The organism is Hydrogenophaga sp. IBVHS1, assembly GCF_002127265.1.
GTDB lineage: Bacteria > Pseudomonadota > Gammaproteobacteria > Burkholderiales > Burkholderiaceae_C > Hydrogenophaga.
Map to the genome: position 1 here is coordinate 571230 of NZ_NFUU01000002.1, position 24906 is coordinate 596135.

Sequence of the window (24906 nt, forward strand, 5' to 3'; positions counted from 1 at the left end):
CCCGCAGTCTGTCCTGTTACTAGGTCAAGTCTGGCGGGTTTTTTGCTAGCTTGAAGCAGGCCCTGGCGCACAACGCAAGTGGCTGATCACAAACACGGAGAACCTTCATGGAAGTTTTGCTTCAGCAGATCATCAACGGTCTGGTGCTGGGCAGCATGTATGCGCTGGTAGCCCTGGGTTACACCATGGTCTACGGCATCATCGGGCTGATCAACTTTGCGCACGGCGACGTGCTGATGGTGGGGGCCCTCACCAGCTGGACCGTCATTGGCTGGATGATGGACGCCTCCACCGGCATGCCGACCTGGATGGTCCTGCTCTTTGCCACGGTCATCGCCATGGTGGTTTGTGCCATCCTGAATTTCTCGATCGAGAAGCTCGCCTACCGGCCTCTTCGCAACTCGAACCGGCTCGCGCCCCTGATCACCGCCATCGGCATGTCGCTGCTGCTACAGACCTTCGCGATGATCATCTGGGCGCCGAATCCGAAGTCCTATCCGTCCATGCTGTCGCGTGAGCCGATCGAGTTCGCTGGCGCCGTGGTGTCCGTCACTCAAGTCGTCATCCTCGCGACCACGGCGATCACGCTGGCAGTCCTCATGTGGCTGGTCAACCGCACCAACCTGGGCCGCGCCATGCGGGCCACGGCAGAAAATCCCCGCGTCGCCGCGCTCATGGGCATCAAGCCCGACGTTGTCATCTCCGCCACCTTCATCATCGGCGCCATGCTGGCGGCCATTGCCGGCGTGATGTGGGCTTCCAACTACGGCACCGTGCAGCACGCGATGGGCTTCATGCCGGGGCTTAAGGCCTTTGTGGCGGCTGTCATGGGCGGCATCGGCAACCTTGCCGGCGCCGTGGTGGGCGGCATCGCACTGGGGCTGATCGAGTCGCTGGGTGCGGGTTACCTGGGCAAGCTGACCGGTGGCGTGCTGGGCAGTCAGTACACCGATATCTTTGCCTTCATCGTGCTGGCCATTGTGCTCACGCTGCGCCCCTCGGGCCTGCTGGGCGAACGCGTGGCCGACCGCGCCTGACCGGAAGGGAGAAGCACCATGCTGAACACGAAAACCGGCAAATTCATCGTCTTCCTGATCGCGGCCGCGGCCTTGCTGCTGTTGCCCATCATCCTGCAATCCACCGGGAGCAATTCCTGGGTCCGCATCCTGGACATCGCCCTTCTCTACGTGCTGCTGGCCCTGGGCCTGAACATCGTGGTGGGTTACGCGGGTCTGCTCGACCTTGGATACATCGCGTTCTTCGCCGTGGGTGCGTATGTCTTTGCGCTGTTGGGTTCGCCCCATCTGGCCGACACATTCCCCGCCATCAAGGCGATGTTTCCGGACGGGCTTCACTACAGCATCTGGTGGGTGATGATTCTGGCGGCAATCGTTGCGGGCGTGGTGGGCATGATCCTCGGTGCGCCCACGCTCAAGCTGCGTGGCGACTACCTGGCCATCATCACGTTGGGCTTCGGCGAGATCATCCGCATCTTCCTGCTGAACATGGACCGTCCGGTGAACATCACCAACGGCCCCAAGGGCATCAGCCAGATCGACACGATCTCGGTGTTCGGCCTGGACCTCGGCAAGCGCCTGACCATTGGTGACTACTCCTTCCAGCCAGTCACGCTGTATTACTACCTGTTCCTGTTCTTCGTGGTGCTCGCGGTGATCATCTCGTACCGCCTGCAGGACTCGCGCATTGGCCGCGCCTGGATGGCGATTCGTGAAGACGAGATTGCCGCCAAGGCCATGGGCCTGAACACGCGCAACCTCAAGCTGCTGGCTTTCGGCATGGGTGCTTCGTTCGGTGGGGTTTCCGGCGTGCTGTTCGCGTCGTTCCAGCGATTTGTCTCCCCCGAATCCTTCTCCCTGATGGAGTCCGTGATGGTGGTGGCCATGGTGGTGCTCGGCGGCATCGGCCACATTCCAGGTGTCATCCTCGGCGCCTTGCTGCTGGCCGGTCTGCCCGAACTGCTTCGCCATGTGGCGCACCCCTTGACGGCCATGACCGACGGCCGCCTGGCGCCCGAGATCCTGAGGCAGTTGTTGATCGCACTGGCCATGGTGGTCGTGATGCTCATTCGACCCAAAGGCTTGTGGCCAGCGCCCGAGCACGGCAAGTCCTTGAGCAAGTGAGCGGAGAATAAAAATGAGCGACACCATCCTCAAGGTAGCGAACGTATCCAAGCGCTTTGGCGGCCTGCAGGCGCTGAGCGACGTGGGTATCGAAATCAAGCGCGGGCAGGTCTACGGCCTGATCGGTCCCAATGGCGCCGGCAAAACCACGTTCTTCAACGTGCTCACCGGCCTGTACACGCCCGACAGCGGCTCTTTCGAACTCGCGGGCAAGCCTTACACGCCCAGCGCTGTGCACGAAGTGGCCAAGGCCGGCATCGCCCGTACCTTCCAGAACATCCGGCTTTTCGCCGAAATGACAGCGCTGGAAAACGTGATGGTCGGGCGCCATGTGCGCACCCATTCGGGCCTGATCGGCGCGGTGCTGCGCACGCCCGGGTTCAAGCGCGAAGAGGCGGCCATTACCGCCCGGGCGCGCGAGCTGCTCGCCTACGTGGGCATCGAGAAATTTGCCGACTACAAGTCGCGCACCCTGAGCTACGGCGACCAGCGTCGCCTGGAAATCGCCCGAGCGCTGGCGACCGACCCTCAGTTGATTGCACTCGACGAGCCTGCTGCCGGCATGAACGCCACCGAGAAGGTTCAGCTGCGCGAACTCATCGACCGCATTCGCAAAGACAACCGCACCATTCTGCTGATCGAGCACGACGTGAAACTGGTGATGGGTCTTTGCGACCGCGTCACCGTGCTCGACTACGGCAAGCAACTGTCTTCCGGCTCTCCCGCGGACGTACAGAGGGACCCCAAGGTGATCGAGGCCTACCTCGGCACGGGCGGCCACTGATCAAGGATTCATGCATATGGCAAACACACTCCTCAAAATCAGCGGCCTCAAGGTGTCTTATGGCGGCATCAAGGCCGTCAAGGGCGTCGATCTGGAAGTGCGCGAGGGCGAACTGATCTCGCTCATTGGCTCCAACGGCGCCGGCAAGACCACCACCATGAAGGCGGTGACGGGCTCGCTGGCCTATGAAGCCGGCGACATCGAATACCAGGGTCAAAGCATCAAGGGCAAAGGCGCCTGGGACCTGGTCAAGCAAGGCCTGGCCATGGTGCCGGAAGGCCGTGGCGTGTTCACGCGCATGACCATCACCGAAAACCTGCAGATGGGCGCCTACATCCGCAGGGACAAGGCCGGCATCGCGCAGGATATCGAGCGCATGTTCGGCATCTTTCCTCGGCTGCGCGAACGCAAGGACCAGCTGGCCGGCACCATGAGTGGAGGCGAGCAGCAGATGCTCGCCATGGCGCGTGCACTCATGAGCCAGCCCAAGGTGCTGTTGCTCGATGAGCCATCCATGGGCCTTTCGCCCATCATGGTCGACAAGATCTTTGAAGTGGTTCGCGATGTGTCCTCACAGGGCGTGACCATCCTGCTGGTCGAGCAGAACGCTCGCCGTGCACTGCAGATCGCCGACCGCGCCTATGTCATGGACTCCGGCGAAATCATCATGACCGGCGTTGGCCGTGACATGCTGGACGACCCCAAGGTGCGGGCCGCTTATCTAGGCGAATGAGGCCGGGGCGGACGCAAGCCCGCTCAAAACTACAATCGAGGGTTGCGCACACCAGTGCTCAACCCTCTTTTCATTCATGACCCAAGCCCACACCCCCGATTCCGGCGCGTCCGCGCACGACGAAAACCAGCTCATCGCCGAACGCCGCGAGAAGCTCAAGGCCCTGCGGGAGTCGCAAAAACAGGGGCTGGGTGTGGCGTTCCCCAACGACTTCAAGCCGGCGAACAGGGCCGCTGATCTGGTCGCGAAGTACGGCGAGGCAACCAAGGAAGCGCTGGAAGCCGAATCCGTGAAGGTCAGCGTGGCTGGGCGAATGATGCTCAAGCGCGTGATGGGCAAGGCCAGTTTTGCCACCGTGCAGGACGCATCGTTTGGGCCTTCTGGCGGCCGCATTCAGATTTATGTGAACAACGATGGCGTGGGTGAGGACATCCACAACGCGTTCAAGCATTGGGACCTCGGCGACATCATCGCGGTCGAAGGTGTGCTGATGCGCACCCGTACCGGTGAGCTCACCATTCAGGCCAACCGCATCCGCCTCATCACGAAAAGCCTGCGTCCTCTGCCCGACAAGTTCCACGGCATCGCCGACCAGGAAATCAAGTACCGCCAGCGTTATGTGGATCTGATGACCGACGAGGCGGCGCGCAAGCGCTTCGTGGCGCGCAGTCAGGCGCTTTCCAGCATCCGCGATTTCATGGTGAGCCATGGCTTCCTGGAAGTGGAGACGCCGATGCTGCACCCGATTCCCGGTGGTGCGAATGCCAAGCCGTTCAAGACGCACCACAACGCGCTCGACCAGGAGATGTTTCTGCGCATCGCGCCCGAGCTGTACCTCAAGCGCCTGCTGGTGGGTGGATTCGATCGCGTGTTCGAGATCAACCGCAACTTCCGCAACGAAGGCATCAGCGTTCGCCACAACCCCGAGTTCACCATGATGGAGTTCTACGCGGCGTACTGGAACTACCAGGACCTGATGGACTTCAACGAACAGCTCATTCGCCACGTGGTGCGCCAGGTGCGAGGCAACGAGCCGCTCACCTACCAGGGCCAGCCGGTGGACGTGGAGTCGCCCTTCGAGCGGCTGACGATTCGCGAAGCCATCGCGAAGTACACCGACGCCGGCGACCAGGTGGACGATTCCGCATGGTTGACAGGCCAGTTGAAGAAGCTGGGCTTGAGCGAAGAGAAACACCATCTTTCAGGCCGCAGTCTGCCGAGTTTGCAGGTCTTGTATTTCGAAGAGAAGGTCGAAGACAAGCTCTGGAATCCGACCTTCATCATGGACCACCCCACCGAGATTTCGCCGCTGGCTCGCGCCAACGATGCGAACCCGGAGGTCACCGAGCGCTTCGAGCTCTACATCACCGGCCGCGAGTTTGGCAACGCGTTTTCGGAGCTGAACGATGCCGAAGATCAGGCAGCGCGATTCCAGGCGCAGGCTTCAGCCAAGGACGGCGGCGATGAGGAAGCCATGTTTTTTGATGCCGACTACATCCGGGCACTGGAGTACGGCATGCCGCCGGCAGGTGGTTGCGGCATCGGAATTGACCGCTTGATGATGCTGTTGACCGACAGCCCCAGCATCCGGGACGTGATCCTGTTTCCCGCGCTGCGCCGCGAGCACTGATCTGCCACGGGCTCACCATGAAAGAAGCCGCCCTCGGGCGGCTTCTTTTCTTTGGGATGAAAACGTTCAGGCGTAAGCGGCCAGCGCCTTGCGCATCTTCTTCATGGCCGCCACCTCGATCTGGCGCACCCGCTCGGCGCTGACGCCGTACTCGGCCGCCAGCTCGTGGAGTGTCATGCCGCCGGACCCGTCGTCGTTCACCTTCAGCCAGCGTTCGCTGACGATGCGGCGCGAACGCTCGTCGAGTTCGCCCATCGCCATGGCCACGCCCTCCGTGGCGAGCAGGTCGCGCTGCGCGGATTCGAGCACGGCGGTGGGTTCATGCGTGGCGTCGGCCAGGTACGCGATGGGGCCGAAGCTGTCCTCGCCGTCGTCACCCGGAGCGGGGTCGAGCACCACGTCACCGCCAGAGAGGCGGGTTTCCATCTCGCGGACTTCTTCCGGCTTCACGTTGAGCTCGCGAGCCATCACGCCCACTTCGCCGTCGGACAGCACATCGCGGTGGGTGTCACCATCGAGCGCGTCGGCCCGGAAGCCCTGCTTGCGCGAACGCAGGTTGAAGAACAGCTTGCGCTGTGCCTTGGTGGTGGCCAGCTTGACCATGCGCCAGTTCTTGAGCACGTATTCGTGAATCTCGGCCTTGATCCAGTGCATGGCGTAGCTCACCAGCCGCACGCCCTGATCGGGATCGAAGCGCTTCACGGCCTTCATCAGGCCCACGTTGCCCTCCTGGATCAGGTCGCCATGGGGCAGCCCGTAGCCCAGGTACTGGCGGGAAATGGAAACGACCAGGCGCAGGTGGGACATCACCAGCTGGCTGGCGGCCTCCAGATCGTTGTTGTCGCGCAGGCTGCGCGCAGCCTGCTGCTCCTGCTCCAGCGTGAGCAGCGGCAAGCGGTTCACCGCGGAAATGTAGGCGTCCAGATTGCCCAGTGGCGGCACCAGCGCCCAGGGGTTGGCCACGGCGAGCGAGCCATTGGTGGCGGAAGCGATAGGGGCAAGAGAGTGAGACATAGGAACCCTCCTCAGGTATTCAGTCAAGAATATTAGCACTCTCTATGAGCGAGTGCTAAGAGACAAGTTCCTGGCCACTGATGGGCTGCGGTTTCTGGCTGTGGCGCTGGGGAAATAGCGGCGGCCTGCGCCCAGCGCAGTGTGGTAAATCGTTGATTTATATAAAATTGATAGCGAGTTTGCGCTAACTTTCAGTTGACGCTCATGCCAGGCGCCCGCGCTCCGCCCGACGCACGGGCGCATGGTGGTCTGCCTGGCACCTACAATTTTTTCCATGGTCACCGCTGCGACGATCGATGCAAAGCATGCCGCCGCCTCGCTGGAGGCCGGTGTGCGGGGCCGCGTCGACATTCGTTGCAAAGGCTACCCGGAGATCTGGGTTGACGGTCATCCCAGACCCCTGAAGCTCAAGCGAGGGCTGGCCTTGCTGGTGTACCTGAGCGAACTGGCGCGCAAGGTGGCCCGGACTCAGCTGGCCGAAACGCTGTGGCCCGACGCACCACCGGAAACCGCGCGCGCCCGTTTGCGCCGCTTGTGTCACGAGGTCAACGGTGTGCTTGGGCTCGATCTGCTGCTGGGCGACGCCGATGCGCTGTGGCTCGACGGCATGGGAGAGGGCGCGATGTCCGACGTTGCCCGCGTTCGCCAGGGCGCCCAGCAATGGCTGGCCACACCCCCCGGCGCCCGTGCCCGAGAGTCACTGGAGGACTTGCTGACGAGTGATTCGCACCAGGTGCTGAACGGCTTCGAGCTCGACTCCGATGTGTTCAGCGCCTGGCTGGATGCACGCTCCGGCGAGCAGGAACGCCTGGTGGTGCGCGCGCTCAGCCGCGCGGCGGAACATCTGTGCGCCAGCGGCGAGCCCGCACTCGCCGCCGAAGTCGCCATCCGGTTGATCGATATCGATGCGCTGTCTGACCTGGGCCACGCCGTGCTGCTCACCGCGCGTTCCCGGCTCGGTGATGCAGCCGGCGTCGAGGCCGCTTACTTCGCCTGTGCCGAAGTGCTGCGCAGCGAGCTGGGCATTCGGCCTTCAGCTCAGATCGAGGCGGCCTATGCGGACGCCAGGGCGCAGCTCACCGTGTTGCCTGAGCAGCGCGCGGCACGCCCCAGCCTGTCGCCACCCATCCGGTTTGCCGATACGGTGGATGGCTCGGTGGCCTATCTCGAGCTGGGCGGTGGCGACACCACGCTGGTGATCCTTTTCGGGCTCTGGTCGCACCTGGAGGTGTCGTGGGAAGAGCCGCGCATCCGCGCGATTCTTGATCGCCTGGCGCGCTCCTTTCGAGTGGTGCTCGTCGATCGCCGAGGCACTGGCCTGTCCGATCGTGTCGATCAGCAGCAGTCCACGCGCGCGGGGGTGGAAGACATCGATGCGGTGCGCCGGGCGCTGGGTGTGGAGCAGTTGTGGCTGCTGGGCAATTCGGTCGGTGGGGCCATCGCGGTCGAGTACGCGTCGGTGTTCCCCACTCGCGTGCAGGGCCTCATGCTCTACGGAAGCGGGGCGCGCGGCACCTGGTCACCCGACTATCCATGGGCACTCACCGAGCAGCAGCAGAAAAAATGGTTGCACGAGCTGCAATCATCCTGGGGCGGTGCCACCAGCCTTGCGCAGTTCGCCCCCTCGATGGCGAACGACCAGCCCACCCGCGACTGGTGGGCGCGCATGTTGCGCCAATCGGCGTCCAAGAACGGCATTCCCTTGTTGCTGCGCGCGCTCGGCGGCATGGACGTGTGCGATCGCCTGCCCGCGCTGCGCGTGCCCACGCTGGTGCTGCAGCGCGAGGGCGATCTCATCGTGCGCGAAGGCGCGGCGCGCTACCTTGCCGAGCACATTCCGGGCGCCCGACTCGTTCTCCTGGAGGGCGTCGACCATCCCCTCTGGTATGGCGACACCAGCGCCGCGCTGGACGAGATCGAGCGCTTCGTGCGGGCGCATCGCCAGGTTCCCTGAGCCAGAGGACTGTCAGCGGACGGTCGCTTCCTAAGCTGGGTGCATCGGTTGGCCACAGGGCCGCTGCCGATGCCCGACGCACACGTCGGGCCCACCTTCATCACCCTCTGGAGAATCACCGTGACTTTCAAAGACCTTCGTGGCGAAACGCTGTCCACCGTGCACGCCAACTCGGCACGCGCCTACGACCAGACGCTCGATCTGCTCAACAGCTACCGCGCCGATCCCGTCGCCGTGCTCACACCGGCCCTGCAGCAGGACCCCGACTTCATTTCTGGTCATCTGTTGATGGCCGGCATGATGCTGGCCACCTACGACCCGCAGATGAACGCACCAGCGCTCGCCAGCCTGGAGCAGGCCGCAGCCAGCCCGCTTGCACCGACCGCGCGCGAACAATCGCTGCACGCTGCGCTGCGCGCCTGGGCCGCTGGCGACATGAACGATGGGAACCGCCAGCTCGATCGACATCTCATCGAGCATCCGCGCGACCTGCTGGCCCTGCAGCTTGCGCACACCGCCGACCTGGCGCTGGGCCGCACCACGATGCTGCGCGACCGCATTGCCCGGGTGCTGCCCGCCTGGAGCGAGAGCGACGCGGGCTACGGCTATGTGCTGGGCATGCAGGCCTTCGGTCTGGAAGAGTGCTTCGCTTACGAACAGGCCGAAGAGGTGGGGCGCCGCGCGGTGGTGATGCAACCGCACGACACCTGGGCGATCCACGCCGTGGCCCATGTGTGCGAAATGCAGGGTCGCGCGGCCGACGGCATCCAGTGGATGAACGCCACCCGCAGCGCCTGGGAAGCCAACAACGGTCTGGCCGTGCACAACCACTGGCACCTGGCGCTGATGCACCTGGCCCGTGGCGAGCACGCCGCCGCACTGGCGCTCTATGACCAGGCCGTGACGCCGTCGCCCACCGCGCTGGCACTGGACCTGGCAGACGCCAGCGCGCTGTTGTGGCGCCTGGCGATGCGAGGCGTGGATGTGGGCCCGCGTTGGGCGACGCTGGCGCAACGCTGGCGCACGCAGGGCCTGTTTGGCGCAATGGGGTTCTTCGATGTGCATGCCGCCATCAGCTTTGCCGCTGCGGGAGACGAAGAGGGCATGCGTCAACTGGAGCGGGCCGCCGCCGCCGCAGAAGCGCGCCCCGGTGCTTACGCCGAATGGAGTGCTGTGACCATCCCCGCTCGCAACGCCATGGCCGCCATGGTGGCCGGGCAGCACGCACTTTGTGTTGACCTGCTGTTGCCGGTGTTGCCGGTGGCGCAGGCGCTCGGCGGCAGCCACGCCCAGCGTGACCTGCTCACGCTGACCGCGCAAGAGGCGGCCCGGCGCGATGGACAGCACGCATTGGCCAAGGCACTGCAGGCACAGCGGCAGGTGCACCAGCTGCCGATCACGCCGCTGCAAAGCACAAGACCCTGGAGCCTGTCTGAGCGCCGCACCACGCCGGCCTGAGAGAACACCGTGAACAGCACGCACACCTTGCCCATCTTCCAGCGGCTGCAAGGCCGCGCTTCGGCCGGCGTGAAGCACCAGACGAAGGCGATGAAGAAGAACGAGCTGCTGTCGATTGCGCGGCCCCTGGGCTACCGCATCGACTGCCTGCAGGGCGGCCTGTGGATCACCCAGGACGGTGATTCCCGCGACACCCTGCTGTCCGCTGGCGAACACCACATTGCCGACGGCCGCACGCGGCTGATCGTGCAGGCGCTGGAAGCCGGCGTGGTGCGGATCGCCGCTCGGGCGACGTAACGGGTCAGTGCGCGATCGGTCGGCAGCGCCGGTCGCGCCTTTCGCAGCGCCGAATAAGGCGGTGGTTCATCTCGCTGTGGGGCCGTGCCGCAATGCGCTCCTCGACCAGCGAACGCGCCAGTTCCCACTGGCCGTCGCGCATTGAAGCCTCGAGCAACGTCTGTTGCACCAGATCGCACTGAGCCCGGCTGCCCCCGCAGTGCTGCGCCAGGTGGCGGTGTTGCAGCAGGCTTTGCACCGCAGCGGCATAGTCGCCCGCGCCAAATCTCATGGCCGCCTCGCACACCGGCAACGCCGCGTGCGCAATCAGCCCCTGCAGGTCTTGCGTGCGCTCGGCGCTGGCGCGCAGGGCTTTCATCAACCGCTCGGCTTGTTCCTGCCGACCCGCGCCCACATACGCCAGGATGGCGTGCGTGTCGTTGAACGGCCGCAGTCCTCGCTCGGGTGTGACCGCCCACGCGCTCGCCACTCGTTGCCAGCGCTCGGCCGCATCAATGCCCCGCAGCTGCAGTCGCCACAGCAAGGCCGACGCGTCCACCAGCGCGGGCGCCCCAGCGCTTTCGCCGGTGGGCAGGTGCGCATCGAGAATGCGCAGGGTTGAATCGATGTCGTCCAGATCCAGATGGCACAAAGCCTGGTGCCACCACAGGTGCGGCGCGTAACTCGCGCTGCAGGTCCAGTCAGACGATGTGCCTTGCAGCCATTCGATGCCCTCGCGGGACTGGCCCTGCATGTCCAGCGCGTGCGCCACGGCGTGCACCGCGCCAGCGTTGCGCTTGTCGAAACTCAAGGCGCGCCGACCCACCTCAGCCGCTTGGGCGTGCTCTGCGTTTTCAGCCAGACCGAAGGCGTACATGCCCAGCACGTGGCCGTATCCTGGCATGCGGTCGTTCCAGTGCGGCAGTGCCGCGGCAATGCGGTCGCGCAGTTGCGCGGTGCGGCCCCACTGCAGGTCGCCAAAATGCGCCACCCGAAGCGCCAGGGTGTCCAGTGGATTGTTGGCGGCGATGTCGCCGTACAGCTGCAGGGATTCCTTCAGATCGCGTTCGAGCCAGGCGCGGGCTGCCGACAGGTGGTGGCGTTCCCGCTCGCTGACGGTGCCGGCGGGCAAGGCCTCAGCCCGTTGCAGGGTGTGGGCCAAAGCCGGCAGCGCGTCTTCGCTGCCGGCCATCACCAGCAGGGCGGCGTGCAGGCAGTGGCCAGCCACGAAAGCAGGATGCGCGCGCAACAGCGCTTGCGCGCCCGAAAGCGGATCGCCCTGGCCGGTGTGCAGCATGGCAAGCAGGTCGGCCAGTGTGTCCTGTGGCCGGACATGGACGGGGGCGGTGGAGCACATGGCGTGTCACCTCACCTGCGGGCCGAGGGCCAGCCCCATCAGCACAAGGGAACACAGAGCCAGGCAGAAATGAACCACCGAGGCAAGCAGCTCGCGGCCACGCCACCATGGGGCACGCGTGGCCCGATGAGGAAAACGGGGCAACCCGACAACCATCACAGCCGACACGGCGGTCAGCATGAAACCCACAAGCCAGGACATGGCGAACTCCATCGACAAAGATGGAGGCGAGCTTAGGAAACGGGGGTCCGCTGAGCGTCCCTCAGTTCGTGCCGAAGCGGTACACCGTGGTGCCCCTGTAAGGCTGCCCGGGCGCCACCAGGTTCTGGGGCAGCGTGGGGCAATTGGGCGCGTTGGGGAAGTGTTGCGGTTCCAGGCAGACCGCCCCGCGCGGGCGGTGGGCAACGCCTTGTTTGCCCAGATCCGGTTTTTCGGAGACGCCGAGCTGCCCAGCGGTGTAGACCTGCAGCAGTGGCTCGCTGGTCCACACCTCGAGCGTTCGACCGTTGGTGGGGCTGTGCAGATGCGCGCACAGTCGCGTCGCGTGGGCGGGGTTGGGCTCCAGCGGGTAGCTCAGGTCGATGTCGGGCAGCGTGCCCAGCGTTTTCGGCGATCGCAGGTCGTGCACGTGGCCTTCGAGCGGGACCAGAGCGCCCGTGGCGATGCCATCGGTGCCGGTGGCCAGAACCGTGTTCGCATGAGGCACCTGCAGCACCTGGCTGTCGATGCGCTGGCCTGCGTCGACGCCATCGAGGTTGAAATAGATGTGGCTGGTGAAACTTGCCGGGCCAGCGTCGTCGAGTGCGGTGGCCAGGTGTTCGATCGAGAGCGCGTTGTCGTCGGTCAGGTGGTAGGTGAGCTGCAGGTCGAGCGTGCCGGGAAAGCCATCTTCCGGGGAAAGAAAGCGGTGGTGCAACTGCAGCGTCCGGGCATCGGTCTGCGTGGCTTTGAACACGCGGTGGCGCGAGCCGCGTGGGCCGCCGTGGATGCAGTGGGCGCCGGCGTTGGGCACGAGGCGATGCTCGCGCCCGTTGAGCATGAAACGCGCGCCGCCAATGCGTCCGGCGTACCGCCCCACGAAGGCGCCCATCGAGGGGGAGCCCGCGAGCACGGCGTCGAGCGAGTCGTAGCCCAGCGCCACATCGTCCAGCACACCGTCGCGATCGGGCACCACGATCTGCAGCACCTTGGCGCCCAGGTTGGTGATGGCCACCACCGCGCCGTGCGCGTTGCGCAGGAAGTAGAGCGCAGTGGAGCTGCCATCCACCTGGCCCTGAAAGCGGTCGGGGTCGAGCAGATTGGGAAAGTGCGCTGGATTCATCCGCCGCATTGTGGCCCGGGTGCGGCGTCGCACACGGGGGCGTTCACGTCAGTCGAGCTTGATGTTGGCCTGCGTGACCACCTCGGCCCAGCGCTTGCGCTCGCGCTCGAAGAAGCGGTCCTGCTCGGCGGATTGCATGGTGACAACCTCCGCGCCTTGCCCGGTAAGCCGGGCGCGCACGTCGGGGCTGCGAATGGCCTTGATCAGCTCGGCGTTGAGGCGCGCAAGGGTGGCGGCCGGTGTGCCATTGGCCACCAGCGCACCCTGCCAGGTGCCGGATTCAAAATCGGTCACGCCCTGCTCGGCCAGCGTGGGCACGTCGCCCACCAGCGGCATGCGCGTTTTCTTCGAGATACCCAGCACCTTCAGGCGCCCGCTCTGCACATGCGGCAGTGTGGCCAGCATGCCGTTCATGATCACCTGGGTCTGGCCGGCCACCGTGTCGGCCACGGCCTGCGAACCGCCTTTGTACGGAACGTAGATCCACTTCGCGCCCGTGGCGCGCTCCACCGCCACACCGGCCACGTGGGGCGCGCTGCCCACGGCGGTCACGGCAAAGTTCAGGTCGCTCGTTTTCGACAGTGCCACCAGCTCCTTGAGCGAATTCGCCTTGACGGATGGGTGCACCGCCAGCATGTGCGGCGAGTAGGCCAGCATCGTCACGCCGCGCAGGTCCTTGCCCGGATCAAAAGACAGCTTGGTGTAGACCGAGGGGCTGATCGCGAGCGCGCCGACATCGCACAGCAGGATGGTGTGACCGTCGGGCGTGGACTTGGCCACCAGATCGGCGCCCAGGTTGCCGTTGGCGCCCGGGCGGTTCTCCACAATGACCGACTGGCCGAGGCCTTCGGACAGCGGCTGGCTGATGGCGCGAGCAATGATGTCCGAAGAGCCACCGGGTGGGTAGGGCACGATGATGCGCACTGCCTTGTTGGGGAAGCTTTGTGCGTGTGCGGGGAAACCTGTGGCGGCCAATGCTGCGGAGGTTGCGAGAAGTTGTCGGCGGTTCAATGGCATGGGAATCTCCAGGGAAGTGAGAGTGGGTCAGCGGCCGAGCACGGTCTGCGGCAGCCAGAGAGAAATGGCGGGGAGGTAGGTGACTGCCATGAGCACGCCGAACAGCGCCACATAGAAGGGCAGCAGGGCCTTGACCACCGATTCGATCGGGAGTTTGGCCACCGCGCTGCCCACGAACAGCACCCCACCCACCGGGGGTGTGATGAGACCCATGCCCAGATTCACCATCATGATCATTCCAAAATGGACCGGGTCCACACCAATGGCCTTGACGACGGGCAGCAGGATGGGCGTGAGGATGAGGATCAGCGGTGCCATGTCCATCAGCGTGCCCAGGGCGAGCAGCATCAGGTTGATCATCATCAGGATCACGTAGCGGTTGTCCGAGAGCGTGGTGAACGCGGTGGTGATCTGCAGCGGAATCTGCATGAGCGTCATGATGTAGCCGAAGCCTGCCGCGAAAGCGATGAGGATCATCACGATCGCCAGGGTCTTCACAGTGCGGTGCACCAGCTTGGGCAACTCGCGCCACTTGTAGTCGCGGTAGACGAACATGGTCACGAGAAAAGCCCACACCACCGCCACCGAGGCGGACTCGGTCGCTGTGAACACGCCCGAGAGAATGCCGCCGAGGATGATCACCATGGTCATCAGGCCCCACAGCGCGTCAGCGCAGGTGCGCAACGCCTGGCGCATCGGAATCACATCGCCCTTGGGGTAGTTCTTCCGTTTGGCGATCACGAGGCACATCACGGCCAGGGTCAGGCCGAGCAGAAGCCCAGGCAATACGCCTGCCAGGAAGAGCGCCGCGATGGACACCGAGCCTCCCGCCGCGAGCGAATAGATCACCGCGTTGTGGCTGGGCGGGATCAGAATGGCCTGCACGGAACCGCTGACCGTGACCGCGGTGGCAAATTCGCGTGGGTAACCTTTCTTCACCATTTCCGGAATGAGCACCGTGCCCACCGATGCGGTGTCCGCCATGGACGACCCGGAGATCGCGCCGAAGAAGGTGGAGGCGAGGATGTTCACCAGCGACAGACCGCCTCGAATGAAGCCGACCAGCACGTTGGCAAAGGCCACCAGTCGCCGTGCCATGCCGCCTTCGGCCATGATGGCACCCGCCAGCACGAAGAAGGGAATGGCCAGCAGCGAGAACTTGTTGACGCCGCTGCTGATGGCGATCATCACGGCGTCGAGCGGGATGTCGATCCACCAGGCGCCAATGAGGGCTGAAATGCCCAGCGCATAGGCCACCGGTGTGCCGATGAGCATCAGCACGAAGAAGCTGCCGAGCAGGATGAACGCGTCCATCAGGCGGCACCTTCCTGCGCGTCATCGATCTGGTCGAAACGCACCACATCGCGCTGGCTCTGGTCGCCCGATACGAGATATTCCAGGACGAACAGCAGCGTGATGAAGCCGCCCAGTGGCACGGGCACATAGGTGAGCCCCACTGGCATCCACGGCAGGGCAGGAATCGATTGTTGCCACGTTCCGATGCACAGGGACGTGCCGTAATACACCATGAACAGGCTCACCAGCAGCATGAGCACGCTGACGGCGGAGGCCATCACGCGCCGAACTTCGGGTGGCACGCGCTCGGTGAGCATGGCCACAGCAATGTGAGCGCCGGCGCGGTAGGCCGCGGCTGCGCCGAGGAAAGTGAAGATCACCATGAGCAGGATCGAAATGGGCTCAGGCCATTGCGAGCCCGTGCCCAGCACATAGCGCGCGAAGATGCCCCAGGGGATGAAGAGCGACATCAGGAAGATGCATGCTCCTGCGACCCAGATGCACGCGAGGTAGATTGCGTCCAGCGCGCGATGAATCGTTTCTGCCATGGTGATGTCGTCAATGCCGCTTCACTTGACCGCGTCGATGCGCTTCATGAGGTCGGCAAGTTGCACGCCGTACTTCGCGCGCACCGGGGCGGTGGCGTCGTAAAAAGGCTTCTGGTCGACAGTGATGAACTCCACCCCGGCAGCCTTGAGCTTGGCGCTGTAGTCCTCCACGCTCTTGTCCCACAACACCCGTTGTTCCAGTTGCGCTTCGCGCGCGAACTTCTTCACCAGTGCCTGGTCGGCGGGCGTGAGCTTGTCCCAGGTGACCTTGGACATCACGAAGATTTCCGGAATGATCAGGTGGTTCGTTTGCGCGTAGTACTTGGCTGGCGTGGTGTAGTGGTTGGCGGTGAAGTAGCTGGGCGGGTTGTTTTCCGCGCCGTCGATCACGCCGGTCTGCAGCGAGGTGAACACTTCGCCGTAGGCCATGGAAATGCCGTTGCCGCCCATGGCGTTCATGGTGTCCACAAACAACGGGTTGCCCATCATCCGGATCTTCTGGCCCTTCAGATCGGCCGGGCTGCGCACCGGCTTCTTGGTGTAGAGGCTTCGGGAGCCGCCGTCCATCCAGCCCAGCGCCACAAGGCGTGAAGAACTCTTGGTGACCTTGTCCAGCAGTTCGGCGCCAACGTCGCCGTCGATCACCTTGCGCATGTGGGCGACGTCCCGAAACACGAAGGGCATGTTGAAGACATTCACCTCCGGCACGATGGGCCCGATCACGCCCAGTGAAATGCGCGCAATCTGGATCGCTCCCAGTTGCGTCTGCTCCACGGCTTCCTTTTCCTCGCCGAGCACGGCGCCCGGGAACATCTGAAGCTTGATGCGGCCGCTGGTCGCGACTTCCAGCTTCTTGCCCATGCTTTCCACGGCTGCCACCGTGGGGTAGCCCGCGGGGTGCGTGTCGTGAGCCTTGAGCACCATGTTCTGTGCATGGGTGCTCAAGGGCAGCAGGCCGGCCATGGCCAGGCTCAGAATCAGTCGGCGATGCGTTTTCATGGTGTCTCCGTTGGTTGATGTGTCGAGGTGAAAATGCCGGGCTGCTTCAAAGGAAGCACTTCGGCTCGTCCAGGCCCCTCACGCCGGGACGCAAAGCAAACACGCCACCGGCCAGCGGCTGGTCCGCCAGATCGCCGCCGGGCCGGATCGAGGTGACGAACAGGATGTCCATGCCCGGGCCGCCGAACGCGCACATGGCGGGTTTCTTCACCGGTACCGCGAGCGAGCGGTCGAGCCGGCCGTCGGGCGTGAAGCGGTGCACCAGGCCGGCGTCGTTGGCGCAGATCCAGTAGCCACCGTCTTCGTCCACCGCAGCGCCATCGGGGCGGCCGGGCAGGGGCTTCATGTCGATGAACACGCGTTGCCGGTGCGGCGTGCCGGTGTCGGTGTCGTAGTCGAAGGCCCACACGGTCTGCACTTGAGGGTGCGAATCGGAGAGGTACATGGTGCGGCCGTCGGGGCTGAAGGCCATGCCATTGGGCGTGATCATTCCGCTCAGCAGGCTGCTCAGCACGCCGCCGTTCAAGGCATACACACGGCCCACTGCGGCGGCCAGCGTCATGTCCGACACCATGGTGCCGGCGCGCAGGCGGCCCTGGCGGTCGCAGCGCCCGTCGTTGAAGCGCATGCCGGTTTGCGGATGCTGAACGGGGGCCAGGTGTTCCAGTTCGACGGTCCCCTTTTCCAGTGGCGTGAGCACGGCCACACCGGTTTCCATGGCGGCCACCCAGCGGCCGTGCGGCTCGACCTCCGAGCCGTCCAGCAGCGCGATGCAGCCCGTCATTTCAGGTGTGGGCCACTGGCGCGTCTGGCCGGTGCTGGCGTTCCAGCACCACAGCGAGCGGCCGGGAATGTCCACCCAGATCAGACACTGCCGCTGCGCATCCCAGACGGGGCTTTCGCCCACGCCGTTGCGCGCGTCGACCAGCAGTTCGGCGGACGTGTTCATGATCAGAAAGGACCGGCCTTGACGAAGGCGCCGCCCTGGTAGATGGCCGCCGCGTCGTTCAGATCGGGCGCGCTGGTTCGCGCAAACACGGCGTCGCGGAACACATCGGAGGTGTCTCGCGGCACAAAGCCGATGTGGCGCGCGCGGCTGTTGTCCCACCAGGTCACCGCGTTGTTCGACATGCCGAAGACGATGCTGTGCCCAAGCACCGGGGTGCTCAGGCAGGCGGTGATCAGGCGGTGCAGGTCGTCGAAGCTCAGCCACGTGGCCAGCATGCGGCGGTCCTTGGGCTCCGGGAACGACGAGCCGATGCGCACGCACGCGGTCTCGATGCCGTGGCGGTCGAAGTACAGCCGGGCCAGGTCTTCACCGAAGGCCTTGCTCAGGCCATAGAAGCCATCGGGGCGTGCCGGGTGGTCGGCATGGATGGTCTCGCTTTGTTTGTAGAAACCGGTCACATGGTTGGAGCTGGCGAACACGATGCGCTTCACGCCGTGGCTTCGCGCGGCTTCGTACAGGTGGTACGCGCCCAGGATGTTGGCCTGCAGGATCGCCGCGAAAGGCGCTTCCACCGAGATGCCGCCCATGTGCACGATGGCGTCCACGCCTTCCACCATCGCGTCCACCTCACTGGCGCTGGACAGGTCGGCCTGCACGATTTCTTCGCCCGCCCTGGCGATGCCCAGGTCGGCCTTGTCCGAGAGCCGAAGCACCTCGCAGTTGCCCTTGAGACGTTCGCGCAGGGCCGTGCCCAGGCCGCCGGCGGCGCCGGTGAGCAGAAGGCGGTGATGGGTCTTGAGCGTCGGTTCCATGGGGTGTGCGATGGCGGCGGGCAAAGGGCTTGGACTTTGGCAACGGGTTTGTTACAGTGCGCTCAAAACCAGTTGTCTGTTGTCGGTTGTCAGACAACTTGGGCGGATTGTGTGAACGCGAGAATGGCGTGTCAAGGAAAAAACCATGCTCTCAGTGAAAACCCTAGACCCGGAAGCCACGGCGCTGCCGCGTCCCCGCCGCCAGCGCGGCCTGGTGCCCGAAATCGTCGACACCCTGGCCGCCGACGTGCGCGAAGGCCGGCTGCAGACCGGCGACAAGTTGCCCACCGAATCCGAGTTGATGGCCCGCTTCGACGTCAGCCGAACCGTGGTTCGTGAAGCCATTTCCCGCCTCCAGGCTTCCGCCCTGGTGGAGACGCGGCATGGCATTGGCACCTTCGTGATGGCGCCGGCCGAGCAGAGCAATTTCCGGGTGGCCCCGGAAGATTTCGCCACTGTGGCCGACGTGATCTCGCTGCTCGAGCTGCGCATCAGCCTCGAGAGCGAGGCCGCCAGCCTGGCCGCGCAACGGCGCGACGAGAGCCACCTGCAGAACATGGAGAACGCGCTGGCCGCGTTCGAGGCGTCGATTGCCGAGTCGTCCGATGCCGTGCCCTCGGATTTCCAGTTTCACATGGAGGTGGCGCGGGCCACCGGCAACCGCCATTTCGCCGACCTCATGACTTACCTCGGCACCATGATCATTCCGCGCACCCGGCTCAACACCGCGAGCAGCGCGCCCGAAGGCCGGCTGGCCTACCTGAAGCGCGTGCACGGCGAGCACCAGAACATCTACCAGGCCATTCGACAGCACGACGCCGATGCCGCGCGCAAGGCCATGCGGCTCCACCTGTCCAACAGCCGCGAACGCCTGCGGCGCGCGCAACCTGAAACGCCTGTCTGAGGGCTTGACCTTCACCTCGCGCCGGCGCGCCATCGGCGCTACAGTGCCCCTTCCTTGAAGCCGTGCCGGGCGTTCCGGTGCGGCGATCACAAGAGGGGATGCTCATGGTGTGGCTCATCGTCGGTCTGGTCTTGTTCCTGGGTGTGCACTCCGTGTCCATCGTGTCGCCGCAGGGGCGCCATGCGCTGGCTGGGCGCATGGGCGAAGGCGGGTTCAAGGGCTTGTATTCGCTGGTGTCGTTCGTCGGTCTGGCGCTCATGGTGTGGGGCTATGGTCTGGCGCGCCAGGCGCCAGTGGTGATCTACACACCGCCCACTGGCCTGCGCCATGCGGCCTTGCTGCTCATGCTTCCGGTGTTTGTGTTGCTGCTGGCCGCCTACCTGCCCGGGCGCATTCAGCGTGCAGCGAAGCACCCCATGCTGCTGTCGGTGAAGCTGTGGGCCACGGCGCACCTGCTGGCCAATGGCACCCTGGCCGATGTGTTGCTGTTCGGCGGCTTTCTCGCCTGGGCGGTGGTGGACCGCATTTCGGTGAAGCGACGTGCGGCGGCCGGCCTGGTCCGTCCGGCGCCCGCGCTTCCGGGCAGTGCGGCCAACGACGCCATCGCGCTGGTGCTGGGTCTGGGTATTTACGTGGTCTTTGTGTTGTGGGCGCATGCCTGGTTGTTTGGTGTGAAGCCCATGGGCTGATGCCGGGAACCCTGCGCGGTGTGGGCGCACCAACCCAGTTGCCGCCGACTTTTCCGCAATTTCTTCCCCCACCATGACACCTTCATTCCCCTCTCCGTTGCTGCCCCTGCTGGCCCTGGTGGGTACGCTGATTGCCCCAGCGTTGCATGCCCAGTCGCCCACCCTCACCACCGAAGTCGTTGCCCGCGGGCTTCAGAACCCCTGGGGCCTGGCCTTCATTGGCGAGGGCCGCATGCTGGTGACCGAGCGCCCCGGCCGCATGAGGGTGGTCGAGGCCAACGGGCGTGTGGGGGAGCCGCTGGCGGGTGTGCCCAGGGTCGATGCCGTGGGGCAGGGCGGTCTGCTCGATGTGGTGGCCGACCGCGACTTCTCTCGCAACCGCACCGTTCACTTCTGTTACGCAGAACCTGGCGCGGCGGGCTCGGGCAACTCCACTGCGCTGGCCTCCGCCCGGCTGTCGACCGACAGCAAGTCACTGGAAGACGTGAAGGTGGTCTTCAGCCAGCAACCCAAGTTCAGCAGCCGCCTGCACTTCGGTTGCCGCATCGTGCAGACCGATGATGGCCACCTCTTTCTGGGGCTCGGGGACCGCTTTCAGCGCATGGCCGATGCGCAGACGCTGGACAACCACCATGGCAAGGTGGTGCGCATCCGGCCCGACGGCAGCGCACCGCCCGACAACCCGTATGTGGGGCGCGCCGGTGCCTTGCCCGAGATCTGGAGCTTGGGGCACCGCAACGTGCAGGCCGCCACGCTCGCACCGGACGGTCGCCTCTGGACCATTGAACACGGCCCGCAAGGCGGCGATGAAATCAACATCACCGCAGCGGGCAAGAACTACGGCTGGCCGGTCATCACCTACGGCGAGAACTACGGTGGCGGCCAGATTGGCGACGGCATCACCAGCAAGGCCGGACTGGAGCAGCCGCTGCATTACTGGAAGCCGTCGATCGCGCCCTCGGGCATGGCTTTCATCAAGGGCGACCGATACGGCAAGGACTGGCGGGACAGTCTGCTGGTCGGCTCGCTGAAGTTCCGCTACCTGGCTCGCCTGGTGCTCGATGGCGAGCGCGTGGTGCGGGAAGAAAAACTGTTGCCCGAGCTGGGTCAGCGCGTGCGCGACGTGCGCGAAGGCCCGGACGGATTCATCTATTTGCTGACCGACGACCGCGACGGCCAGCTGCAGCGACTTCGACCTGGAGCCTGACGCCATGCACGCCCGAACCTCACCGCATTCCGCGCCGCACCCGCTGGCCACGCATTACGCCGAAGTGAGGGCGCGCAGCCGGGCACTGGCGGCGCCGTTGTCGGCTGAGGATTGCCAGGCCCAGTCCATGCCCGACGCCAGCCCGGTGAAATGGCATCTGGCGCATGTGACGTGGTTCTTCGAGACTTTTGTGCTGGAGGTCTTTGAGCCTGAGTTCAAGCCCTTCAATCCGGCGTTCCGGGTGCTCTTCAACAGCTACTACCAGGGTGTGGGCGAACAGTTCTCCAGACCGCAGCGCGGTCTGATCACGCGGCCCGATCTGGCGGAGGTTTGGCGCTGGCGCGATGAGGTGGACGAGCGCATCACGCGCCTGATCCACAGCGGTGCCGCCGAGCCTGCGCTGCGTTTGATCGCGCTGGGGCTGCAGCACGAGCAGCAGCACCAGGAGCTGCTGCTCACCGACGTCAAGCACCTCTTGTCGATCAACCCCTTGCGGCCGGCCTACCACCGTCCCTGGCCATTGACGCCGGTCAGCCGAGTGAACTCGGCCTGGGTGGACATGGAAGGCGGCCTGGTCGAGCTGGGTCACGAGGGAAGCGGATTTGCTTTCGACAACGAGACACCTCGTCACCGGCAATGGCTGGAACCCTACGCGCTGATGAACCGGCCGGTGACGCATGGGGAATGGCTGGCGTTTGTGCAGGACGGCGGCTACCAGGAGCCGCGCTGGTGGCTTGCCGCCGGTTGGGACTGGGTGCGATCGCAGGGCATTCGCGCGCCGATGTACTGGACGCTGCCGACGGAGGCAAATGCGCTGCCCACGGTGTTCACCCTGCACGGCGAGATGCCACTCGACCCGCACACACCCGTGACGCACATCAGCTACTTCGAAGCCGATGCGTTTGCCCGCTGGTCGGGCGCCCGCCTGCCCACCGAAGCCGAGTGGGAAGCCGCCGCCGCGCCTTTGCCCGTGCAGGGCAACCTGCAGGATGGCAACGCGCTGCACCCCATGCCCGCGCGCCAGGCCGGCAGTGGTCTGGTGCAGATGTACGGCGACGTGTGGGAGTGGACCTCCAGCAGCTACGGCGCGTATCCCGGCTACCAGCCAGCGGAGGGCGCGGTGGGTGAGTACAACGGCAAGTTCATGGTCAACCAGTACGTGTTGCGCGGCGGTTCCTGTGCCACGCCCGCCTCGCACATCCGCGCGAGCTACCGCAACTTTTTCCCCACCGATGCGCGCTGGCAGTTCAGCGGGCTGCGACTGGCCAGAAGCCTGTGAAACAAGACACCATCCCCACACCCCAGTTCGTCCAGTTCGAGCTGCCCGCCGCCAGCGTGGTGCGCGCCGAGTTGCTCGCCGGCCTCGGCGAAACGCCGCCGCGGATCGCGCCCAAGTTTCTGTACGACGCGCTGGGTTCGCGCCTGTTCGATGCCATCACCGAACTGCCCGAGTACTACCCCACGCGCACCGAAGCCGCCATCTTCGCGCGCCACGGTGCCGACATGGCGCGCCACGTGCCCGAAGGCGCGGTGATGATCGATCTCGGCGCCGGCAGCTGCGAAAAGGCCACGCGCCTGTTCCCGGTGCTGCAGCCATCGGCCTATGTGCCGGTGGACATTTCGGTGGACTATCTGCGCGACACCCTCGCCGCCCTGCAGGAGCGCCACCCCGATCTGCCCATGCTGGGCATGGGGATGGACTTCTCGCAGCGTTTCACGCTGGGCGCGACGGCCACCCAATGGCTCGCCGACCGCGCGTTGGGCCAGCACCCTCGCTGCGTGTTCTACCCGGGTTCGAGCATCGGCAATTTCCTGCCTGATGAAGCGCTGGCGCTGTTGTGCCAGGTGCACGAGGTGTGTGCTGCCGGCGGCCCCGGCAGTGGTCTGCTGATCGGTGTGGATCGGCTCAAGCCGCGCGCCGTGCTCGAACCCGCTTACGACGACGCGCTGGGTGTCACCGCCGCGTTCAATCGCAACCTGTTGCTGCACGTCAACCGCCTGCTCGGGGCCGATTTCGCGCCCGCAGCCTGGCGACACGTGGGCCTGTTCAATGCCGAGCTCTCGCGCATCGAAATGCACCTGCAAGCCGAGACGCCGCAGACAGTGCGCTGGCCGGGCGGCGAGAGGCGCTTCGCCGCTGGCGAACGGCTGCACACCGAGAACTCCTGCAAGTGGGAGCCGGATGATTTTCAGGCGCTGCTTCAGGAGGCCGGCTTCGGCGCCGCACGCCACTGGACCGACGAGCGCGGCTGGTTCAGCGCGTTCTGGGCGCCGGCCTGAGGCCTGTCGCACAATGGGCGTCCGGCGCGGACCTGCGCGCCATGCCACGGATGCCCGACCATGAACGCTCCCCTGCCTGAATCCGCCCGCAAGGAACCCCGCCTCACCAGCCTCTCGCACGGTGGCGGCTGTGGTTGCAAGATCGCCCCCGGTGTGCTCAGCGAAATCCTCAAGGGCACCAGCGCCATGCCGGTGCCGCCGGAGCTGCTGGTGGGCATCGAGACCGCCGACGATGCGGCCGTGTACCGGCTCAACGATCAGCAGGCGCTCATTGCCACCACCGATTTTTTCATGCCCATCGTCGACGACCCGTTCGACTTCGGCCGCATCGCCGCCACCAACGCCATCAGCGACGTGTACGCCATGGGCGGCACGCCCATCATGGCGCTCGCGCTGGTGGGCATGCCCATCAACGTGCTGTCCACCGAGACCATCGGCCAGATCCTCGCCGGCGGTCAGAGCGTGTGCCGCGAGGCCGGCATTCCGATTGCAGGCGGCCACACCATCGACTCGGTGGAACCGATCTACGGCCTTGTCGCACTCGGCCTGGTGCATCCCGGCCGCGTGAAGCGCAACGCCGATGCGAAAGTGGGCGACCGGCTGATTCTGGGCAAACCCCTCGGCGTGGGCGTGCTCTCCGCCGCGCTCAAGAAAGACGCGCTGCCGCCCGAGGGCTACGCCCGCATGATCGCGAACACAACGAAGCTCAACACCCCCGGCCCCGACCTCGCCGCGCTGGATGGTGTGCACGCCCTTACCGATGTCACGGGCTTTGGCCTGGCTGGCCACGTGCTGGAAATGGCGCGCGGCTCGAACACCACGGTGCGCATTGACATGGCCCGCGTGCCATTGATCGAGGGTGTGAGAAGCCTGGCCGGCGCCGGCATGGTGACCGGTGCCTCCGGCCGCAACTGGGCCGCCTATGGGCACGAGATCCACCTGGGCAATGCGTTGCAACCGGTGGATCGGGCGCTGCTGTCCGACCCGCAGACCAGCGGTGGCCTGCTGGTGGCCTGCGCGCCCCACGCGGTGGCCGAGGTGCTGGCCGTGTTCGAGCGCCATGGCTTTGCCGTGGCGGCCGAAGTGGGCGAGATCGTGGCGGCGCGCGCCGATGGTGTGCGCCTGCAAGTGGATTGATCACGGAGAACGCAACATGAACCGTCAACGCATCAGCTCGGGCTCCCCCTTCGAAGCGCAACTCGGCTACTCGCGCGCCGTGGTCGCGGGCGACTGGGTGTTTGTGGCCGGCACCACCGGCTACGACTACGCCACCATGACGATCTCGGACGACATCGTCCAGCAGACCGAGCAGTGTTTCCTGAACATCCAGTCCGCTCTGCAACAGGCTGGCGCCAGCCTTGACGACGTGGTGCGCGTGAACTACGTGGTGCCAGACGCCTCGCAGTTCGAAGCCTGCTGGCCCGCGATGCGCAAGCACCTCGGCCGTGCACTGCCGGCCGCCATGATGATCTCGGCGGGCCTGCTGGATGAGCGCATGAAGATCGAGATCGAGGTGACAGCGATCAGGGGGCGCTAA

Annotated in this window: 25 protein-coding genes; 15 read left to right on the top strand and 10 right to left on the bottom strand. The window is 65.3% G+C overall.

Translation table 11 applies throughout. The features are described 5' to 3' along the window. Window positions 1–107: 107 nt before the first annotated feature. The 5 genes from CAP37_RS17435 to lysS all read left to right on the top strand — a co-directional run bounded on the left by CAP37_RS17435 (window position 108) and on the right by lysS (window position 5288). Window positions 108–1037 (top strand): branched-chain amino acid ABC transporter permease, encoded by a 930-nt coding sequence (locus CAP37_RS17435; RefSeq protein WP_086125476.1) that lies wholly within the window; start codon window positions 108–110, stop codon window positions 1035–1037. Window positions 1038–1055: 18 nt separating this feature from the next. Continuing rightward, entirely contained in the window at window positions 1056–2141 is a 1086-nt protein-coding gene (locus CAP37_RS17440) for a branched-chain amino acid ABC transporter permease (protein ID WP_086125477.1), read from the top strand. A gap of 13 nt (window positions 2142–2154) precedes the next feature. After that, a complete protein-coding gene (locus CAP37_RS17445) occupies window positions 2155–2925 on the top strand; it encodes an ABC transporter ATP-binding protein (protein WP_086125478.1) in 771 nt (256 codons plus the stop codon). Between the two features lie 16 nt (window positions 2926–2941). Then, entirely contained in the window at window positions 2942–3658 is a 717-nt protein-coding gene (locus CAP37_RS17450) for an ABC transporter ATP-binding protein (protein ID WP_086125479.1), read from the top strand. 76 nt (window positions 3659–3734) lie between these two features. Next, entirely contained in the window at window positions 3735–5288 is a 1554-nt protein-coding gene (gene lysS / locus CAP37_RS17455) for a lysine--tRNA ligase (RefSeq protein WP_086125480.1), read from the top strand. Between the two features lie 66 nt (window positions 5289–5354). Here lysS and rpoH read toward each other — a convergent pair whose 3' ends face one another. Next, on the bottom strand, window positions 5355–6302 hold the full coding sequence (gene rpoH, locus CAP37_RS17460; RefSeq protein WP_086125481.1) for an RNA polymerase sigma factor RpoH: 948 nt from the start codon (window positions 6300–6302) through the stop codon (window positions 5355–5357). A gap of 274 nt (window positions 6303–6576) precedes the next feature. Here rpoH and CAP37_RS17465 point away from each other — a divergent pair, with 274 nt between their 5' ends. From CAP37_RS17465 to CAP37_RS17475, 3 genes are all read left to right on the top strand, one after another. Continuing rightward, window positions 6577–8256: an alpha/beta hydrolase gene (locus CAP37_RS17465; protein ID WP_179190268.1), complete on the top strand. Its 1680-nt coding sequence runs from the start codon at window positions 6577–6579 to the stop codon at window positions 8254–8256. 120 nt (window positions 8257–8376) lie between these two features. Then, a complete protein-coding gene (locus tag CAP37_RS17470; protein ID WP_143435968.1) occupies window positions 8377–9714 on the top strand; it encodes a tetratricopeptide repeat protein in 1338 nt (445 codons plus the stop codon). 9 nt (window positions 9715–9723) lie between these two features. Continuing rightward, the gene (locus CAP37_RS17475) at window positions 9724–10011 is read left to right on the top strand and encodes a DUF2917 domain-containing protein (RefSeq protein ID WP_086125484.1); all 288 of its coding nucleotides are present in this window, start codon (window positions 9724–9726) and stop codon (window positions 10009–10011) included. Between the two features lie 4 nt (window positions 10012–10015). On the opposite strand, the gene CAP37_RS17480 is transcribed toward CAP37_RS17475, so the two are convergent. The 9 genes from CAP37_RS17480 to CAP37_RS17520 form a co-directional block, all read right to left on the bottom strand. Beyond that, the gene (locus tag CAP37_RS17480) at window positions 10016–11347 is read right to left on the bottom strand and encodes a tetratricopeptide repeat protein (RefSeq protein WP_143435969.1); all 1332 of its coding nucleotides are present in this window, start codon (window positions 11345–11347) and stop codon (window positions 10016–10018) included. 6 nt (window positions 11348–11353) lie between these two features. After that, the gene (locus tag CAP37_RS17485) at window positions 11354–11548 is read right to left on the bottom strand and encodes a hypothetical protein (RefSeq protein ID WP_086125486.1); all 195 of its coding nucleotides are present in this window, start codon (window positions 11546–11548) and stop codon (window positions 11354–11356) included. Window positions 11549–11609: 61 nt separating this feature from the next. After that, window positions 11610–12668 carry an aldose epimerase family protein gene (locus CAP37_RS17490; RefSeq protein WP_179190269.1) on the bottom strand — a complete coding sequence of 353 codons (1059 nt, stop codon included), beginning with the start codon at window positions 12666–12668 and terminating at the stop codon, window positions 11610–11612. Between the two features lie 48 nt (window positions 12669–12716). After that, window positions 12717–13685 carry a tripartite tricarboxylate transporter substrate binding protein gene (locus CAP37_RS17495; protein WP_086125488.1) on the bottom strand — a complete coding sequence of 323 codons (969 nt, stop codon included), beginning with the start codon at window positions 13683–13685 and terminating at the stop codon, window positions 12717–12719. 27 nt (window positions 13686–13712) lie between these two features. Beyond that, on the bottom strand, window positions 13713–14999 hold the full coding sequence (locus CAP37_RS17500; protein ID WP_086125489.1) for a TRAP transporter large permease: 1287 nt from the start codon (window positions 14997–14999) through the stop codon (window positions 13713–13715). Beyond that, entirely contained in the window at window positions 14999–15529 is a 531-nt protein-coding gene (locus tag CAP37_RS17505; RefSeq protein ID WP_086125490.1) for a TRAP transporter small permease, read from the bottom strand. The genes CAP37_RS17500 and CAP37_RS17505 overlap by 1 nt, the downstream gene beginning before the upstream one ends. A 21-nt stretch (window positions 15530–15550) precedes the next feature. Then, window positions 15551–16528 carry a TRAP transporter substrate-binding protein gene (locus CAP37_RS17510; protein ID WP_086125491.1) on the bottom strand — a complete coding sequence of 326 codons (978 nt, stop codon included), beginning with the start codon at window positions 16526–16528 and terminating at the stop codon, window positions 15551–15553. A gap of 46 nt (window positions 16529–16574) precedes the next feature. Next, entirely contained in the window at window positions 16575–17477 is a 903-nt protein-coding gene (locus CAP37_RS17515) for an SMP-30/gluconolactonase/LRE family protein (protein WP_086125492.1), read from the bottom strand. Window positions 17478–17479: 2 nt separating this feature from the next. Continuing rightward, on the bottom strand, window positions 17480–18289 hold the full coding sequence (locus tag CAP37_RS17520) for an NAD(P)-dependent oxidoreductase (RefSeq protein ID WP_086125591.1): 810 nt from the start codon (window positions 18287–18289) through the stop codon (window positions 17480–17482). A 145-nt stretch (window positions 18290–18434) separates the two neighbouring features. Between CAP37_RS17520 and CAP37_RS17525 the strand changes: the two genes are divergently transcribed. The 7 genes from CAP37_RS17525 to CAP37_RS17555 all read left to right on the top strand — a co-directional run bounded on the left by CAP37_RS17525 (window position 18435) and on the right by CAP37_RS17555 (window position 24906). After that, complete coding sequence (locus CAP37_RS17525) at window positions 18435–19193, top strand: FadR/GntR family transcriptional regulator (protein WP_086125493.1); 759 nt, start codon at window positions 18435–18437, stop codon at window positions 19191–19193. A gap of 104 nt (window positions 19194–19297) precedes the next feature. Beyond that, complete coding sequence (locus CAP37_RS17530; RefSeq protein ID WP_086125592.1) at window positions 19298–19882, top strand: NnrU family protein; 585 nt, start codon at window positions 19298–19300, stop codon at window positions 19880–19882. A gap of 73 nt (window positions 19883–19955) precedes the next feature. Continuing rightward, complete coding sequence (locus CAP37_RS17535; protein ID WP_086125494.1) at window positions 19956–21089, top strand: PQQ-dependent sugar dehydrogenase; 1134 nt, start codon at window positions 19956–19958, stop codon at window positions 21087–21089. Between the two features lie 4 nt (window positions 21090–21093). After that, window positions 21094–22368, top strand: coding sequence for an ergothioneine biosynthesis protein EgtB (egtB, locus tag CAP37_RS17540; protein ID WP_086125495.1), 1275 nt, complete (start codon window positions 21094–21096; stop codon window positions 22366–22368). Further along, on the top strand, window positions 22365–23369 hold the full coding sequence (gene egtD, locus CAP37_RS17545; RefSeq protein ID WP_256927035.1) for an L-histidine N(alpha)-methyltransferase: 1005 nt from the start codon (window positions 22365–22367) through the stop codon (window positions 23367–23369). The genes egtB and egtD overlap by 4 nt, the downstream gene beginning before the upstream one ends. Window positions 23370–23429: 60 nt before the next feature. Then, on the top strand, window positions 23430–24506 hold the full coding sequence (gene selD, locus CAP37_RS17550) for a selenide, water dikinase SelD (protein ID WP_086125496.1): 1077 nt from the start codon (window positions 23430–23432) through the stop codon (window positions 24504–24506). A gap of 16 nt (window positions 24507–24522) precedes the next feature. Next, window positions 24523–24906: a RidA family protein gene (locus CAP37_RS17555; protein WP_086125497.1), complete on the top strand. Its 384-nt coding sequence runs from the start codon at window positions 24523–24525 to the stop codon at window positions 24904–24906.

Coding starts and splice junctions, on each gene's coding strand:
- CAP37_RS17435 (WP_086125476.1), top strand. CDS start 108: ATGGAAGTTTTGCTTCAGCAGATCATCAACGGTCTGGTGCTGGGCAGC.
- CAP37_RS17440 (WP_086125477.1), top strand. CDS start 1,056: ATGCTGAACACGAAAACCGGCAAATTCATCGTCTTCCTGATCGCGGCC.
- CAP37_RS17445 (WP_086125478.1), top strand. CDS start 2,155: ATGAGCGACACCATCCTCAAGGTAGCGAACGTATCCAAGCGCTTTGGC.
- CAP37_RS17450 (WP_086125479.1), top strand. CDS start 2,942: ATGGCAAACACACTCCTCAAAATCAGCGGCCTCAAGGTGTCTTATGGC.
- lysS (WP_086125480.1), top strand. CDS start 3,735: ATGACCCAAGCCCACACCCCCGATTCCGGCGCGTCCGCGCACGACGAA.
- rpoH (WP_086125481.1), bottom strand. CDS start 6,302: ATGTCTCACTCTCTTGCCCCTATCGCTTCCGCCACCAATGGCTCGCTC.
- CAP37_RS17465 (WP_179190268.1), top strand. CDS start 6,577: ATGGTCACCGCTGCGACGATCGATGCAAAGCATGCCGCCGCCTCGCTG.
- CAP37_RS17480 (WP_143435969.1), bottom strand. CDS start 11,347: ATGTGCTCCACCGCCCCCGTCCATGTCCGGCCACAGGACACACTGGCC.
- CAP37_RS17485 (WP_086125486.1), bottom strand. CDS start 11,548: ATGTCCTGGCTTGTGGGTTTCATGCTGACCGCCGTGTCGGCTGTGATG.
- CAP37_RS17490 (WP_179190269.1), bottom strand. CDS start 12,668: ATGAATCCAGCGCACTTTCCCAATCTGCTCGACCCCGACCGCTTTCAG.
- CAP37_RS17495 (WP_086125488.1), bottom strand. CDS start 13,685: ATGCCATTGAACCGCCGACAACTTCTCGCAACCTCCGCAGCATTGGCC.
- CAP37_RS17500 (WP_086125489.1), bottom strand. CDS start 14,999: ATGGACGCGTTCATCCTGCTCGGCAGCTTCTTCGTGCTGATGCTCATC.
- CAP37_RS17505 (WP_086125490.1), bottom strand. CDS start 15,529: ATGGCAGAAACGATTCATCGCGCGCTGGACGCAATCTACCTCGCGTGC.
- CAP37_RS17510 (WP_086125491.1), bottom strand. CDS start 16,528: ATGAAAACGCATCGCCGACTGATTCTGAGCCTGGCCATGGCCGGCCTG.
- CAP37_RS17515 (WP_086125492.1), bottom strand. CDS start 17,477: ATGAACACGTCCGCCGAACTGCTGGTCGACGCGCGCAACGGCGTGGGC.
- CAP37_RS17520 (WP_086125591.1), bottom strand. CDS start 18,289: ATGGAACCGACGCTCAAGACCCATCACCGCCTTCTGCTCACCGGCGCC.
- CAP37_RS17525 (WP_086125493.1), top strand. CDS start 18,435: ATGCTCTCAGTGAAAACCCTAGACCCGGAAGCCACGGCGCTGCCGCGT.
- CAP37_RS17530 (WP_086125592.1), top strand. CDS start 19,298: ATGGTGTGGCTCATCGTCGGTCTGGTCTTGTTCCTGGGTGTGCACTCC.
- CAP37_RS17535 (WP_086125494.1), top strand. CDS start 19,956: ATGACACCTTCATTCCCCTCTCCGTTGCTGCCCCTGCTGGCCCTGGTG.
- egtB (WP_086125495.1), top strand. CDS start 21,094: ATGCACGCCCGAACCTCACCGCATTCCGCGCCGCACCCGCTGGCCACG.
- selD (WP_086125496.1), top strand. CDS start 23,430: ATGAACGCTCCCCTGCCTGAATCCGCCCGCAAGGAACCCCGCCTCACC.
- CAP37_RS17555 (WP_086125497.1), top strand. CDS start 24,523: ATGAACCGTCAACGCATCAGCTCGGGCTCCCCCTTCGAAGCGCAACTC.